The following is a 16,468-nucleotide window of genomic DNA, read 5'->3' on the forward strand; positions in this document are numbered from 1 at the left end:
CCAGCAGCCTTATTGTTTTTACTTCATGAAGGAATTACTTTGGGACTTTAGACATGAGCCTTTGTCTTCGACATTTCCTTGTACCAATTAGACGTACGTTTCTCCAAAAAGTGCCCGGTTTGAAAAAAAAATTTAAAAAAGAATTCTCTCCTACAACGCAAAAGAAAGTCCTATGTGTTGTTATGAATGCGTGTAATTACTTGATCGCATGCGGTGAAGTTTCATTGAGGAACGACTCTAACAGTGGATCTGCTGCAGCCATTGCGAGCAATTGCTCTCCTTCATCGAATGCTTCAAGTTGCGACAGCATGTCCCGCGCAGCAAGGTGATTGCCGAAAACCATCTCTGCACGCGCCATTTCGTAATAGGCTGGTGCATAGCCCGGTTCTTCCTGCAGAAGGACCGCCAGCGATTCACGGGCAGCTAAGCCTTCGCCAATACCGGTATGCATCATGCCGATCGATAGCCGAACGAGCGGCATGTCTGCAATTTCCTGTGGTAAGGAAGCAGCCGTCTTACGCGCTTGATCCGGTAGATGCTCCACCATTTGGAGAAGACGTACATAGGCCGTCCTCACTAAGCGGCGCACACGCAATCGCCTGTTCATACCGCTCCACTGCCCCGTCAAACTGGCTGAGTGCTGCCTGTGCATCCCCACTGATGAGTAGAAGCTGAATATCACCCGGTTCTTCTTTTAGCAACTTCTCTGCCAGTTCTGCTGCAACTTCATACCATTTCTCGTCACCCGTTTGACTCGCCTGAAATAGCTGGATTTGCAAGAGCATTTTCCCGGCATCCTGGCTGCCCGTTCGTTCGACGAACGGTTCCAGCTCTTTTAGTGCATCCTTTGCAAGCTCCCGGTTCATGTAGAAATCGGCAAGGCGCATCGGCGGCATTTCGCTCTCCGGCATGCGACGCGCCGCATGTTCATAGAGAGCGATGATTCCTGCAGTTGCAAAGAAACGTGAAGACCCGGAACGGATTTTGCGAAAGAACGACTGTTGTTCTTGTTCTTCATTCTCAGTGATCAGCTCCAGCCACGCGTCTGCGCAATACAGCATTGCCATTCCGAGCTCTTCCCCAGCCATCATTTTCTTCAAGCGCTTATGCACTTCGATCGGTTTCTTCTGATCTATGAGAAGCTGCATGAAGTGTGGATACAAATCCTGTTCACCAGGTTGTTCTACAATTAGCTCTTCCAACAAACGGAGAGCGCGCTTAAAATCTCCACGCCGGCGCCAATAGTGGACGAACTGATAGCGAGACGGGAATGCCCCGTTTTCCTCGCCAGCCCGGACAAACAAACTTTCTGCAGCACGGAAATCTCCGCGAGCTTCCGCGATTCGTGCTTGCACCACGTATAACCACTCAACTGGGACATGTTCCGATACCGCTTCGACACGCCGCTCAATTTCCCGTAATTGTTGTTCCGCATCGATCAGCCCGAACACTTCGTCGAGTTGGATTGTCAGTGGCTCCAGCTCCAACAAGTGCATTGCAGCAGTGAAAGCTGCTTCATTCTCTCCAAGTTCTTTATACGTTACGTAGAGACTTGCGAATGCATCCGCATGTCCTGGATCGAGTGCAGCACAGTTGCTGAAGCAATGCGCTGCCTCCTCGTACTGCTCCTTCTCCTCTGCCAAAATCCCGAGTCGATACCAAGCTCCAGGTAGCTGTTTCATTTCGAGTGCTTTCGTATAAAGCTGCGTGGCAAAGGCTTGGTTCATTTCCTGTTCATAAAGCATTCCTTCCAGGACAAGCAACTCTGCTTCCGGCTCATACTCCCGTAAAGTGCGGAACAATTTCATGACACGTCCTCTGTAATTGATTTCTTCTCCGAAATCAGCATACCGATCGCACGCATCATAAAAGCCTTCTTCTGTACGTTTGTTGATTCTTTCTTCCAGAAGTTTTAGCGCTAGTTCCTTCTCAGCCGCCGTATCCCCTTCATCCCACAGCATCGATGCCGTCCGGATGAAGAATGACGCATCGTCAGCGTCTTCATATCCGCTGATGACCGCTTCCGCTTCCTTCATTTTTCCTTGCTTGATAAGCGAATGTGCGATTTGTGTGACGGTGTACAAGTCGGCTGGATCTGTCGCGAGTGCTAAGCGATACGCCTGCTCCGCCTCTTCGTATCGATCTTGAGCGGTCATAATGTGTCCGTTGTAAAGATGCAGGACATCCTTCTGATCTGAAACGGTTAGTCCTTCAGTGATGATTGCTTCCGCTTCCTCCCATGACTCTTCCGCCATTTTCCGGTCTGCCAGTCTTAAGTATGCGTAAGGCTGTTTCGGATTCAGCTCGATTGTCCGGCGGAATACTCCTTCCGCTTCAGCAAACCGGCCGAGTACGTCAAGACAGCGTCCGATTTCATAATGGAAGTATGGATCTTCCGGCTCACTGTCCGAAAGCTTCTGGAACCGCTCCAATGCACTGGCGATCGCTCCGCTCTCAAATTGGATCAAACCGTGCGTAATCTGGACAAAATGATCCGTTGGCAGCTGGGAAAGTGCCACAGAAGACCATTTGAACGCTTGTGTCTCACGTCCCATCTCCTGATAACACTTCGCCAAATAGCTGTAGGCGACGGGCTGGTAATGGTCGAGTTCAATCGATTGCTTGAGCAGTGGCACCGCTTCTTCCATGCGTCCCGTGTTCTGCAGCGAGACGGCTTTCAAGAACAAGGCATACGGCGTTTTCAGATTCGCTTCTTTCAGACAAGCAAGCACTTTTTCATGTTCATCTTTATGGTAATGTGTGTGGGCAGCGAGCAGCGCCAGGTTCGAATCATCTTTCCCGAGGTCCTCTTCGAGCTGCGCGATCCACTGGCCATGAAGCTCTTTCGCCCCGTCTGTGAACATCGAAAACAGACCGATAATCGCTGCATAGCGCTCATGCACGTTCGCTTGTAAAAATGCAAGGAATGCTTCATTCTCTTCCTGCTGCTCCTCGGTGCGTTCCAGGAATTCGAAAAATTGGTGAAAAAATTTGTGCTGCGTGGAATCGAGCAACTCCAATAATTCATGCCGTTGTTCATCAATGAACACCATGCTGAGATTGTCACTCATCTTATATGCGTTCTCTACTTCTGCATACGGCAGCATGAACGGACCGAGGTCGTTCGGATCATGGATGAGCAGCACTTGAAGACGGTCGTCATAGCCGACAACGACTTGAACGTGTGCATTGTTCTCAATCAGCATCGATAACAGGATCGGAACATCCGCATCAAGCAGCTGTTTATACGTGTCCACCGTTCCTTTGAAATAACGCGCTGTTAAACCGAGCGACTCCATGTATTCCATTGTCGTCTTCAATTTCGAGCCGGTGACGTCGAATACGTGAGTTGCGATTTCGTCTTGTCCGATTCTCTTCCCGAATGCCTGCACTATTAAAGAGAGTGACGCCGGGACGCAGTAATTGAGCTTCTGCACATCTGGTTTCATCTCAAGCCGTTTGCATTTTGCAGTCGGCTGAAGTTCTACTTTACCGAAAATGGTTTCCCCAAGCTCTTTTTTGTTAGCCGCTAGCCAAGCCTGCAGCTCTCCCCATCGTTCCAGCCGGTAGTAGCAATCGGCGATGACGTAAATGAACATGTCCTTGTTCGCATGGAACGGGTTCGTCTCGACGACTTCTTGCGCCTTGGCAATCGCGTCTTCATACCGGCCAAGATAGAACAGTCGCTTCACTTGTTCCGACTGGAAAGCGCGATAGCCAGAGCGTGCATCACCCGCTAGCAGAGCTTCGAGTGACTGCTCGTGGCGGCCATCGAGCTCTAAAATGTCTGCATAGATAAGCTGTGCGTAATCAAGACGATCTGACGTCCCTTCCGCAATCGTTCCTTCCAGCAGGCGTTCAGCTTGCTCCCGCTCCCCTGCAGACAGGAGGTAGTAGGCCTCCAAATCCGGTTGTACGTGCCCTTTCGCTTCTTCAATCCGGTTCAACTGCTTCTTCGCTTCGTCGATTCGGTTGAGCTGGCAAAACACTTTCAACAAAAGTGCATGTGCAGCAGCTAAATCATCCGGACTGTGTGTACCGCCTACTTGTTTCAGTCGGCTTGACATCCGCTCCTCTGCTTCGAGGCTGCGTCCCGTTTCAAGCAAACGCGTACAGTGCCAGGAAAATGTCCGCAATGTGCCGAACCGTTTATACGCCTGTGTAGAAAGTAGATTGCTGTAACTATACAATTCCGCTTCATCCGCTAGACGGATCAGGCGGTAAAATTCCGTTTCCGTTTGAATGGTTTGCAGCCATTTTTGCAGGTTCTTCACCGAACGTCCTTGCCATAATTCTTCTATAAGATCAATCAACTGTTGTGTTGTTTGAATTGCTGTTGGTGCCATCATGTGCGTCATTTCTCCCCTTTCCGCATTTGCGGTTGATTCATTATATAGCGGAAGAATTTTAGGAGCAATAAGAATTTTTGCAAATGAAATCGCTTTTTTTCTATTTATGAGCCGCTGAAATATTTCCATAAAAAAACAGCGAGGAAATTCTTCCCCGCTGGCTCATCGTTTTTGAAGCTGAATTTATTCCGTTACTGTGATTCGACCTTCTTCTTCGATGTCGATGACACCAAGTTCTCTAACATAGTTAATCAATAATTCCACGTCTGTGATGGCATTGTCTTCAGAGACAAGCAACTCATCATTGGCGAACATCGTGAAGCCGTCTCCTCCATTGAAGAGGAAGTTCGGCATGACGACTGTATAAATCTGTGCGTCATCAAGCGGCTCTCCTGCAATTTTGATGTCACTGACTCGATCGCCCACTGGTTTGCCCAGCGAGTAAGAGTATGCCATTCCCGACACGTGCAAGAACGCGTTGTAGTTTGGCTGCGAAACACCGTTCTCGAGCGCTGCACGGATATTCTCACCCTTTACGTTGGCAAGAATCGGCTTGTTGCCGAATGGCAAGATTGCGTAAGCACTCTTCATCGTGAAGTCTCCCGCTTTCGCTTCTTCACGAATGCCTCCGCCGTTCATGAACGCAATGTCCGCTTCGTAGTGAGCCCGGTAGCTGTCGGTGATCAAGTTCCCGATTGCTTGTTCATGCGACAAGCGATTGTCGCGGCTCAAGTCATTCGGCAAATCAGCAATCTTCTCCCCGAGCCGTTCTTCAAGCTCTACTTCATAACTTTCTGCTAGCTTCTGAAGCTCTGGGTTGCTCTCGACATCTTCACCTAACTTGATCACGGAAGTATTCAATTCTACTTCTCCAGCGATTTTCTTCACATCAAGGCGGATAACAGAACCAATATTCCCTTCAGGCTTCGCGATGAAGCGACCTTCGTTGTTGTAAATCGTCGAGTTGTCTTCATATTCTTCTTCCGAGAAGATGTAGCCAATTTCCGGAACATCCATCAGAAGCTTTTTGTCTTTATCAAGTGACTGCTGTGTCAGTGCAACGAACAGATCTACTTTTCCTTCAGCTGCAAGAGCTTCTGCAACGATCGCTTTCGCCGACTCCGTAATGTCATTCTGCGTCACTTCATCCGTCGCAGATGTCGTCACCATTTGATCCGTCAATCCAAGGAAAACGATTTTTAGTCCATCTTTTTCTTCCACCGAATATGTCGGTAGATTCGCGAATGCTGAACCATCTGGTCCTTTTAGATTCGAAGTAAGCCACTGGAACTCTGATGCTTCGACAAGTGCGCGTGTATTGTCAGGTCCATGGTCGAAATCATGCTGACCGAAATTCGCATAGTCAATGCCGATTTTGTTGAAGGCTTCGACTTGAGGGAATCCTTTGAACACCGCTTCGAAAATCGAACCGCCTCCCAAGTCCCCACCGAATGTCACAATCGTATTTTCTTGATTCGTTCTCACCTCGTCAACGACTGTCGCCAATCTTGCCACACCCCCACGAGGCTTGACCGGGCTGACATTGTGAGCATCATTGAAGTAAAGAATCGATGCATCCGCTTCGCTTGTATTAGGCTCCGTGGTCATGATGCGCGTCACAAACCCCGCAAGCTGTCCACGCGTAACCGCGTCATTTGGCCGGAATGTACCGTCTAGGTGATTTTGGACGATTCCACGTGCAATCAAATTCTGGATGAATGGATAGGCGCTCATCCCTTCATGAATGTCGCTCGCTGTCGCGGTAGATGCCGCTTCTTCTGGGAAAGCTTTTGCTAGCATGATTGCCATCTGGTCACGTGTCACGTGTTCAGCAGGACGGAACTTGCCATCTTTATGTCCAGAAAGAATTCCAATTTGTGTGGCTGCTGCAATGTAAGGCGCAGCTGCACTATCATTCGCAACGTCCTCAAATACTGAGTCCGCCTCAGCCACTTCGAGTCCAAGCGCATTAACGAGCATAATCGCCGTTTCTCCGCGTGTTACCGGTGCATCCGGGCGGAATGATCCATCCTTATAACCATTGACGATTCCTTCCCCGCTTACAAATGCGATATCTTCTGCAAAGCGATGACTATCAGGTACATCGCTGAATCCTGCTGCGGCTGCTTGCAGTCCAGCAGATAAGAATACGAGACAAACCACTATCAAGCCGATCCATTTTTTCATCGTATGTATTCCTCCATTCATTTTGTTCCTCTTCAACTATTGCAATAATCACGTAGCAGGTCAATGCGTGCAGAGGAAACATTACTGAAACTTAACATACCGGAAATATCGGAGAGCTTAATACACAGCACGTGCTTTTATCAACATTCTAAAGTCGAATAGAGCTATACCTACTTTCTTTGGACTTCCTACTGGCGAATAAGATGGCTATGAAGGATTTCTTCCTATCACTGTGTAATAAATAGGGCAGTACCTATTTCTGAGATGGAGGAGATTCAATTGACAAACAATCGATTCATCGAAGTCGCACCAGGTGTCGAATTGTTCGTGCGTGACATCGGAAGCGGCGACCCGCTTGTGCTGATTCCGGGCTGGACGTTCGGCGCAGCCGCTTTCAACCACCAGATCGAGCATTTCTCGAAAACACACCGCGTCATCGCGATTGATCCGAGAAGCCAAGGGAAATCCACTGTTTCGCTGCAAGGCAATGATTACGTAACGCACGGGAAGGATCTCGCGAAAGTGATCGAAACGCTTGCCCTCGAAAACATCACATTACTCGGTTGGTCGTTCGGCTGCCTGACGGTGTGGGAATATGTCCGCCAACATGGACTCGACAAGATCCAATCAGCTGTGCTGGTCGATTTATCGCCGAAGCCACTTTCGACCGATGATGAGAACGATTGGGTGGAAGGTCCGCTTGATGACATCGCTGGCGCTTACACTTCTTCGCTCCGGAATCCTGCTGGCCAGCGCTCATTCATCACGGAATATGCAACCGAGGTGATGGTGCAGCGAAAACTGGAAGCGGACGAGCTTGCGTGGATTGTCGACGAGTCGCTGAATACCCCTTATTATGTGGCAGCCAATTTGTTTGCAGCCGGCATGTTTTCCGATTACCGTGTGGAAGCAAAATTGCTGAACGAGGCTCTTCCGGTATTGACTGTTGCTGCTGAACATTGGGGCAAAACTGCACATGCTTTCATGGAACGCATTGCACCGGGCTCACAATTCGAAGTATTCGGCGGTCACCTCATGTTTTGGGAACACAGCAAGAAATTCAATGAAGTGCTGGAAGGTTTTTTGGAAGAGAATTGACACTTTTCTATACAGTCGATTAAAGAGATACGACTTACTTTCTTTAGCGTTAAGACAATAAAAAAGCTTTGATTGAGAAACTCAATCAAAGCTTTTTTATGTAATGCTTACTATCCAATTGCTCAGATTCAGAATGATCTTGGCAAGCCCAATACATGCTGTCCTACAAAGCTAAGGACAAGGTTATTCGAAATTGGTGCAACCATGAACAAGCGGGCTTCTTTGAATTTTCGCTCGATATGATACTCTTTCGCATAACCATAGCCGCCATAAGTATCCATTGCCGCATTAGCGGCCTTCCAAGCGGCAGTTGAAGCAAGGTATTTAGCAATATTGGCTTCTGCACCTGCCTTTTCGTTATTATCAAACAGTTCAGCCGCTTGATCCCGCATTAATTTTGCAGCTTCGATATCCATATAAGCGCTCGAAATCGGGAATTGAACTCCTTGATTTTGACCGATTGGACGGTTGAATACGATACGCTCATTTGCATATTGCACAGATTTATCTATGAAATAATAGCCATCCCCGATACTTTCGGATGCAACAAGCACCCTTTCTGCATTCATCCCACTTAGCACGTACTTGAACCCTTTTCCTTCTTCCCCAATTCTGTTTTCCACTGGAATCTCTACGTTATTGAAGAAGACTTCAGTCGTTGCATGGTTAACCATCGTTTCAATAGGAACGATATTTAAGTTATCCTTTTGTTCTTGCATATCCAGCAAAAACAGGCTGAGTCCTTCCGTTTTTTTCTTTACTTGTTCTTTCGGGGTTGTCCTAGCGAGCAATAGCATCAAATCAGAATGTTCAGCTCTTGAAGTCCAGATCTTCTGTCCATTGACGATGTATTTATCTCCTTCTCGAACAGCCATTGTTTCAATATTTGTCGTATCACTTCCTGCAGTCGGTTCTGTCACGCCGAAAGCTTGTAAGCGTAGTTCTCCACTTGCAATTCTTGGCAGGAAGCGTTGTTTTTGTTCTTCACTTCCATGATTCAGCAATGCGCCCATCGTATACATTTGAGCATGGCCTGCTCCTGCATTTCCTCCAGAGCGATTGATTTCTTCCAAAATTGCACTGGCTTCAGCAAGACCTAGGCCTGCTCCACCATACTCTTCAGGAATCATGATTGATAGCCATCCTTCATCTGTTAGAGCTTGAATAAACTCTTCTGGATATGCTTCTTCTTTATCGACCTTTCTCCAATAGTCTTCCGGGAACCGCTGACAAAATGCGCGAATACTTTTTCTGATCAAGTCTACTTCTTCTCGTGTACTTTTCATTTGAACCATTTCAATCGCCCTCCGAATTTTTTTATTATTTTGCAATTGGCACTGGATACCGTCTGGATGACGGTCCAGCTTTAGTAAGGTAGCTTGCAGTCTCGTGTCCGATTATTTTAGCTAGCTCCCCTGACGCCTCAAGTAAGCCCGTGAGATCTGTGCCAGTTTTCATGCCCATCGACTCCACCATATGCACCACATCTTCTGTGCATACATTTCCCGTTGCACCTGGTGCAAACGGACAGCCACCAATCCCGCCAAGTGCTGTATCGAATTCATAGATGCCTGCTTCGATTCCTGCTAAGATATTCGTCAATCCCATCCCTCTTGTATTATGAAAATGAAGCCGGAATCTTTGTTCAGGAAATTGCTTTACCACTTTTCGAACCAAATCCTCAACCTGCTTGGGATTTGCCATCCCAGTAGTATCAGCTAACGTGATTGATGCAATATCCAATTCACTGAGCTGTCCAATTAGCTCCAACACTCTTTCTGCTGCAATTTCACCTTCAAAAGGACAGCCGAATGTTGTGGCGAAAGAAACATGCAGCGCAATTCCTTTCCCTTTACAGTAATGATGAATTCCGATCAAATCTTCCATCGATTTATTAGTCGGTTGCTGAACGTTTTGGAGATTATGCGTATCACTCACTGAAAGCACATAATTGACTTCTTTCACTCCTGCAGCAGCAGCCCTTTCTGCTCCTCTCATATTCGGGATGAGTCCAATGAGCGCAATCTGTTCAGCATCGGAAATCACCTCTTCGTAGAAAGCATCTGAATTGGCCATTTGGGGTACTCGTTTCGGATGAACAAATGCTCCAAATTCAAATGACTCAACCCCAGCCCTTTTAATCATTTCATATAAGAGCTTCTTATCTTGTACGGTAACAATAACCTCTTCTAACTGAAGTCCGTCTCTTAAACCCACTTCATTCAGTTTAATTCTGTGATTAGTCAATTGCATCTAATTAACTCCTCCTCTTACAGCCGTATTCTATACCTTGACTTGTTCGACATTCATTCCAAGCTCTCTCAAAATTGCTTCAGTATGCTCTCCCAATTCAGGTACAGATGTCATTTTAAAAGAAATTTCTGCTGAAGTTACGGGAGGAATCAACGTTTGGATCAAGCCAACAGGAGATTCAGTCTCTCTCCATCTATTACGGTGATGCAATTGGGGGTGTTCAAGAACTGCTTCAATGTTCTTCATCTCGCCATTCGCGATTCCCGAATCGTTCAGCCTCGTCATCACTTCTTCAAATCCGATTTCATCAAACTCTCTTTCGATTAACTTGCGAAGTTCTGTGCTATTGGCTACACGATCAGAATTTGTTGCAAAGCGAGAATCTGCTTTTACTCCTTCATCTTTTAAGACATTTTCACAAAAGCGATTCCATTCACGATCATTCTGGATAGCGAGAAAAACTGCCGGACCTTCTGATAATTCAAAAATGCCATATGGATAAATGCCAGCATGGGAGGAACCTGTGCGCTGAAGCTCTGTCTCTCCGTAAGCTGTATACAATAGCGGATAACTCATCCATTCACTTAAAGCTTCGAGCATGGAGATTTCAAGAGTTACTCCTTTGCTCGTCTTGGAGCGTTGGATCAAGGCAGTCAAAACGCCGGTATAGGCATACATTCCTGCTGCAATATCAGCAATGGAAATACCGGCACGTGATGGTGTGTCTTTCGTCCCTGTGATGGACATTAAACCTGCCTCTCCTTGAATCAGCATATCGTATGCTTTTTTATCTTTGTATGGCCCATCGTTTCCATAGCCTGAAATCGAACAGGAAATCAATTGCGGATGATTCTTTTCTAATATTTCCTGCCCGAAGCCCAAACGATCTACCGCTCCAGGTGCAAGATTATGGACAAAAACATCCGCTTTTTCTAGCAGCTTGCTTAATGCTTTCTTTCCCTCTTCTTGCTTCAAGTCCAGAACAATCGATTCTTTCGAGCGGTTAAGCCAAACAAAAATACTCGACATTCCTTTTACTTTCGAATCATATTTTCGGGCAAAGTCACCTTCAGGGCGTTCCACTTTGATAACTCTTGCACCGAGGTCTGCCAATTGTCTTGTAGCAAAAGGAGCAGCTACTGCTTGTTCCAGCGAAACGACTGTAATTCCTTCTAGTGGTAACATGCGGATTCCTCCTTCCCATTATTGAATATAGAATCTGCTCCTAAATACCTGACCAAGCCGGTTGTCTTTTTTCATTGAATGCATCGACTCCTTCCTGACGATCAGCTGAATTCGCACATTTATAGTATTGGTCTAATTCAATAGCTAATGCAGAATACAAATCTGTCTGTAAACCTCTATCCACAGATTGTTTGATGGCTTGCAACGAGAGCGGTGCGTTTTTAGCAATTTCCTTCGCTCTATTAATTCCTTCTTCCAGAAGTTGCTCGACCGGATATATACCGTTAGAAAGACCTAAAGAAACCGCTTTTTCTGCTTCAATTTGTTTTCCAGAGAACAGATATTCCTTCGCAATGGCCTGAGGGATTTTTCTTGGCAATAATTGCGTTCCACCCGCTCCTGGAATAATTCCAATTTTCACTTCAGGTAACCCAAGCTTCACGTGATTTGCAAGATAATTCATATCGCAGCTTAATACCATCTCCATACCACCACCAAGCGCGTAGCCGTTCACAAGAGCAATAACCGGGAACGGAAATTCCCTAATCTCTTTATATGCATCTTCGAAAATATCATGCTGAAGTTTCCATTTCTCTTTTGTCATCCCTTTCCGTTCTTTCAAGTCTCCTCCTACACAGAAACTCTTACTGCCAGTCCCAGTCAAAATCAGCACCCGGAGGTCTGGCATTTTTTTGAGCTTGCCAAGACACTCGATGAGCTCCTCACCCATTTTCGTATTCAATGCATTCATTGCTTCTGGCCGATTCAATTTAAGAATGTAAACATTTTCATGTGCATATGATTCATCGAGTTTTAATGTTTCCCATTGATCCATATCAATTCCTCCATTAACTTTATTGGATTATTCTATTATTTAAAGTACAAACAAAATCAGTTCCGGGAAGACCCAGCTTAGAACTAGAACTGAAACGATGATGAGTCCAAAGGGTAAGACACTTTTTATAATGGTCCCCATCGATTCTTTCGGAACTAGCGACTTGATGGCAAATAAATTCATTCCGACTGGCGGTGTAATAACTGCCAACTCCATATTCAAGACCATGATGATACCAAACCAGACCGGATCGAATCCAAGACTCATGGCAATTGGAAAGAAAATCGGCGTTGTGATCAACAAGATGGAAACAACTTCCAGGAAGAAGCCCATCAACAGCCAAACTAGTGACATGATCAAGATGACTACCCATGGTGAGACAGCCAATTCAGTGATAAATGCTGACAAGTATTGAGGCAGCCCCAGTAACGTTAGCGCCGAACCGAACACGACCGCACCGATAACAACAGTTAACAACATAGCGCTTGTTTTTACTGCTTCCACAAATACAAGTGGCAGGCCTTTTACAGCCAATGTCCGGTGGATAAGGACCGACACAATCAGGGCATAGATGACGCCGACTGCTGCTGCTTCTGTCGGTGTAAAGATTCCGAGATAAATCCCACCAAGAACTATGACTGGCAAAAGCAAATCCGGAATGCCTCGCTTAAAAATTGCAGATGCTTTTTCTTTAGAGATTTCCGGTTCACCAACAACTATTTCAGTAAGTTTCACATCTTTTAATGCAGGAGCTTTAAACGAAACATAGATCGCTAATAAAATTGCAATCATCATTCCTGGTACGATTCCTGCTAAAAACAAGTCTCCAGGAGAAGTACCACTTAATGAAGCGTATAAAATCAATGGAATACTCGGAGGAATAAGAATTCCGAGTGAGCCACCGAGTGCAGAAAGTCCGTAAGTCAGTTTTTTCGAGTATGATTGCTTCAACATTTCCGGGATCGCAATGCGTCCGATTGTCAAAACCGAAGTCATACTGGATCCTACAATCGCAGCGAACACTGTATAAGCGGCAACACTTGCTACTCCAGTTCCACCTTTCACTTTTTGAAGCAATTGAAAGGCTACTGAGAAGATTCTTTCGCCACTTTTCCCGTGATACATAATATTCCCCATAATGATATACAAAGGTATGGCTACAAAAATAAACTCAGAGAGTGTATTCCGTAGAGAAATTGGCACTTGTGTTAAATATTGCGGATCAGCTGTGAATAGAATCGTAACAACACCAGATAGACCAAGAGCAAAACCGATTGGCACGCCGAGGAATAAAGCGGTAAACAATACTAGTAATAATATCAATATCGCGCTTGTACTAATCATAAAGTTCGCCCCCCACTTCCTCTAGTTCCACTGGCTCCTCGATAATGATTTTTAAAATCCCACAAAGTGCACCGATAATTAATAGTGCTCCACCTAAAAAAATGAAAGAATTCGGAATCCATAAGGGAACCGCTAACAAAGTTGGCGAGGTAGCTTCTCTTTCCCAAGTGCTCGAAGTGATTGCAAAGCCATAAATCATCAAAATCACTGCATATGGCAAAATCAATATATTATTTAATATCCTCACTGCTTTTTTAGCTCGACCCTTTAATTTATCTAAAACGAATGTAACCTTAAGGTGCTCATCTTTAATCAATAAATAACCCATTGAGAAAAAAACGATAAATTGTAGCAGGTACGTAGAAATTTCGCTGACCCAAATAGTCGGTGAACCAAAAACGTATCTGGCGATTACTTCATAGAAGACGATGGCAGATAGAAGTCCCAGAAAGATTCCTGACAAGTAAATGAAGATTTTCTCAAACCTTTCGACAAATACAACGGTCGTTTTCATCGATTTCCCCACCTTTCATAGACTAGTTAGAGAAAAAGCAGAGGCGGGGAACCCCCGTCCGCCCCTCTTATTCAGCATTATATTCTTGCACAAGATTATAAAGTTTTTGTCCAACTTCTCCTGATTCTTCGAGATAAGCTTGGTGACGATTCTCTGCTGCTTGGCGCCACTGCTCACTTTCTCCATCAGTAGGAACATGAAGTTTTACGCCATTTTCGATCAGCTCAGCTTTGTATCTTTCATCTCCCTCTCTAGCTGTCTTCCGAGAAGCTTCTTGGGCTACTTCCGATGCTTCGACAACCGCTTGTTTCACGTCATCGGGCAGTCCGTCCCACCACTGTGAATTCGCTGCGCCTTGGAAAGAAATAAGCGCAAGCATCATATCAGTTCCGTGATTAGCCACTTCATGCAAACCTCTTTCCATTACAGAAGAAGGTCCAGTAGCAAAACCATCGATCGTTCCATGCTCGACTGCCTGGTAAATTTCTTGAGAACTCATGGAAACCGGGGAAGCACCAAGCTCTTCAAGCATAAGGGAAGCCCCTTGTCCAAAGCCGCGCATAATCAGGCCTTCTACATCTCCCGGCACCTTGACCTCTGTTGTGCCATATAATTCAACCGAACCATAACCTGGCCAGCCGACTAGTTCCATTCCCATCTTATTGAATTGCTCGTTAAAGATATCACCATATTCCCCGTCTTCAGCAGCCCACATTGCTTCCCATGAATCAAATAAGAATGGAAGATCCGTAATCTGCAATGGTGTTGCAGCTCCACCTGCTAAGAATCCTGTAGTGATTTGTCCGATTTGAGTACCTCCTGTGGATATAGCATCCGGTAATTGGCTATCGTTGTATAATTGTCCGTTAGGGAATGTACTTGGATTTAATTGAATAGATGTGTCTTTTGTTCGTTCTTCAATTTCCGTTGCCAATGTTTCAAAATAAACACCCGTGGCATGTTCTGCAGGCAAATTATAAGCTATCCGAATATCTTGCACAGAACCAGATGCATTAGCCTCTGCACCATCTTCCGTTGACCCACAAGCTGCTACTAAAAGCGAACTTGCCATAAGACCTGCTAATAAAAATCCCCGCTTGCTCATTTCTATTCCCCCTCTTTTGTAATCGCTTACATTCCAATACAAGCTACAATGATATTTTTTCTTCAATTTGTTCAAACAACTGGCTAAGTCCGATAATCCATGCACCTATATCTGCAAACTCTTCTAGATTTACTGCTTGCTCGAAGAGGTATTCTGAAAACCGTTTTTGCTCTGTTGAAAGTGGTTCGCTAGCTGAATAATTTAAGCAATCATGCCACTTGTCCTTGTACTCTTCTATAGTCATTGGTTTTTCTTTGGACCCTGGAGCATGAAAAATTTCTTTTTCTACTGATTTCCCTTGGCGAGTAGTGATTCGTACATGCACGGGTAAATTTTCTAATTCCCTGGCATCGACCATTTTACCTTTGCCTTCCTTCCTAATGACTCGATGGAGATTTTGCTGGATCACCGTTCGCTGCACTTCCTCATCAGTGAACGTCTGCAATTGAATCACTCCATCTTCCAACGCCGCTAGACAAGCATACTCAGCGCTGAATTTCCCTTGCAGCCCTGTCTGAGGATTTGAATGGATCAAAGCAGTATATCCGCCAGGCGGAACAGTGATTTGAATCTCTTCTACATCATCGATGGTCAAAGAGTTCTCATTTCTCAATTCCAGTACTCCCGCCGTAAAGCGGTGCATGAAGTAACAGCACGCAAACTTCTTCACACTCAGCCCATTTTCCTCAAAATCATGTAAACCGCCGAACTTCACTTCTTTTATCTTCTGATTCAAAGTCTCATCATGCATTTCTCCAGTGAAAGCTTGGAAAAACCCTCTTTCTTCAAAAATCTTATGGTTTGCTTCAAATCCTTCAATTGCTAACAGTACTGCTTGAACGGAGTTTTGTGCTGCCAGTCCGACATGCAATGGCTTGGTCATCGTACCAAAATTCTTCTGCAATCCACTGGACATCGAAGCAGAGATTGCTATAGCATTTTTTGTCTTCTCTTCTGAAAGCTCTGCCAGATAAGCGCATGCTGCCGCTCCTCCGATAGCTCCTAAAGTACTTGTTGCATGCCATCCTTGGTCGTAATGACGAAAACCCATCAATTTTCCGATCTTTGTCATGACTTCTGTTCCAATTACAAAAGCTGCAATCACTTCTTTACCTGATTTTCCATACTCTTCTGCAAAAGGTAAAATCACTGCTGTGAGTGGTGCGCTTGGATGGGCTAAAATTGAAGGAGCCACATCATCGTAATCCAAAGCGTGTGTCGCAACACCATTAATCAGTGCAGCATGCTCCAATCGTACTTTATTGCCGCCTCTCCAAACGGATGCCCCTTCTCCATCCTTTATACTTTTCGAAAAAACTGTTTCTACTTTGAGTACCGCTGGTTCATTAAAACCTGCAATTGCAGAACCGACTGTATCAATAATTGCCATTTTGGAAAGTTGAAACATTTTTTCTGAAATCGATTCATATTCAAAATTCGTGATATAATCTGAAATTTTATTCATGAAATCAGACAAATTTTTACCCCTTTCTATTTAAAAAATATTTTGAATAATTTATTTATTTATAACATTGAAATTTCTATTGGTCTAATATATAATTTCAATGTTAACGATAGAAAAATTCTATAGCGAAGGG

General features: G+C 45.2%; 12 protein-coding genes. 1 reads left to right on the forward strand and 11 read right to left on the reverse strand.

All coding sequences use genetic code 11. From position 1 onward, the window contains the following. Positions 1-196: 196 nt before the first annotated feature. The 3 genes from GIW82_RS05880 to GIW82_RS05890 all read right to left on the reverse strand — a co-directional run bounded on the left by GIW82_RS05880 (position 197) and on the right by GIW82_RS05890 (position 6,536). Entirely contained in the window at positions 197-547 is a 351-nt protein-coding gene (locus GIW82_RS05880; RefSeq protein WP_195913957.1) for a hypothetical protein, read from the reverse strand. After that, on the reverse strand, positions 516-4,358 hold the full coding sequence (locus tag GIW82_RS05885) for a tetratricopeptide repeat protein (protein WP_195913958.1): 3,843 nt from the start codon (positions 4,356-4,358) through the stop codon (positions 516-518). The genes GIW82_RS05880 and GIW82_RS05885 overlap by 32 nt, the downstream gene beginning before the upstream one ends. 174 nt (positions 4,359-4,532) lie before the next feature. Beyond that, positions 4,533-6,536, reverse strand: a complete 2,004-nt coding sequence (locus tag GIW82_RS05890) for a 5'-nucleotidase C-terminal domain-containing protein (RefSeq protein ID WP_195913959.1) — start codon at positions 6,534-6,536, stop codon at positions 4,533-4,535. 279 nt (positions 6,537-6,815) lie between these two features. On the opposite strand from GIW82_RS05890, the gene GIW82_RS05895 reads away from it, so the two are divergent. Next, on the forward strand, positions 6,816-7,634 hold the full coding sequence (locus tag GIW82_RS05895) for an alpha/beta fold hydrolase (protein ID WP_370456106.1): 819 nt from the start codon (positions 6,816-6,818) through the stop codon (positions 7,632-7,634). 128 nt (positions 7,635-7,762) lie between these two features. On the opposite strand, the gene GIW82_RS05900 is transcribed toward GIW82_RS05895, so the two are convergent. The 8 genes from GIW82_RS05900 to GIW82_RS05935 all read right to left on the reverse strand — a co-directional run bounded on the left by GIW82_RS05900 (position 7,763) and on the right by GIW82_RS05935 (position 16,335). Continuing rightward, complete coding sequence (locus GIW82_RS05900) at positions 7,763-8,920, reverse strand: acyl-CoA dehydrogenase family protein (RefSeq protein WP_154749622.1); 1,158 nt, start codon at positions 8,918-8,920, stop codon at positions 7,763-7,765. Positions 8,921-8,954: 34 nt separating this feature from the next. Next, a complete protein-coding gene (locus GIW82_RS05905) occupies positions 8,955-9,887 on the reverse strand; it encodes a hydroxymethylglutaryl-CoA lyase (RefSeq protein WP_154748941.1) in 933 nt (310 codons plus the stop codon). 30 nt (positions 9,888-9,917) lie between these two features. Further along, on the reverse strand, positions 9,918-11,072 hold the full coding sequence (locus GIW82_RS05910) for a CaiB/BaiF CoA transferase family protein (protein WP_154748942.1): 1,155 nt from the start codon (positions 11,070-11,072) through the stop codon (positions 9,918-9,920). A gap of 40 nt (positions 11,073-11,112) precedes the next feature. Next, positions 11,113-11,907, reverse strand: coding sequence for an enoyl-CoA hydratase/isomerase family protein (locus GIW82_RS05915; protein WP_154748943.1), 795 nt, complete (start codon positions 11,905-11,907; stop codon positions 11,113-11,115). Positions 11,908-11,946: 39 nt separating this feature from the next. Continuing rightward, positions 11,947-13,251: a TRAP transporter large permease gene (locus GIW82_RS05920; RefSeq protein WP_154748944.1), complete on the reverse strand. Its 1,305-nt coding sequence runs from the start codon at positions 13,249-13,251 to the stop codon at positions 11,947-11,949. Then, a complete protein-coding gene (locus tag GIW82_RS05925) occupies positions 13,244-13,765 on the reverse strand; it encodes a TRAP transporter small permease (protein ID WP_154748945.1) in 522 nt (173 codons plus the stop codon). Before GIW82_RS05925 ends, GIW82_RS05920 begins: the two co-directional genes overlap by 8 nt. 67 nt (positions 13,766-13,832) lie before the next feature. Continuing rightward, the gene (locus tag GIW82_RS05930) at positions 13,833-14,945 is read right to left on the reverse strand and encodes a TRAP transporter substrate-binding protein (protein ID WP_230309179.1); all 1,113 of its coding nucleotides are present in this window, start codon (positions 14,943-14,945) and stop codon (positions 13,833-13,835) included. After that, positions 14,914-16,335 (reverse strand): MmgE/PrpD family protein, encoded by a 1,422-nt coding sequence (locus tag GIW82_RS05935; protein WP_195913960.1) that lies wholly within the window; start codon positions 16,333-16,335, stop codon positions 14,914-14,916. The genes GIW82_RS05930 and GIW82_RS05935 overlap by 32 nt, the downstream gene beginning before the upstream one ends. Between the last annotated feature and the right edge of the window lie 133 nt (positions 16,336-16,468).

Source organism: Planomicrobium sp. YIM 101495 (genome assembly GCF_009707665.1).
Taxonomy (GTDB): Bacteria; Bacillota; Bacilli; order Bacillales_A; family Planococcaceae; genus Planococcus.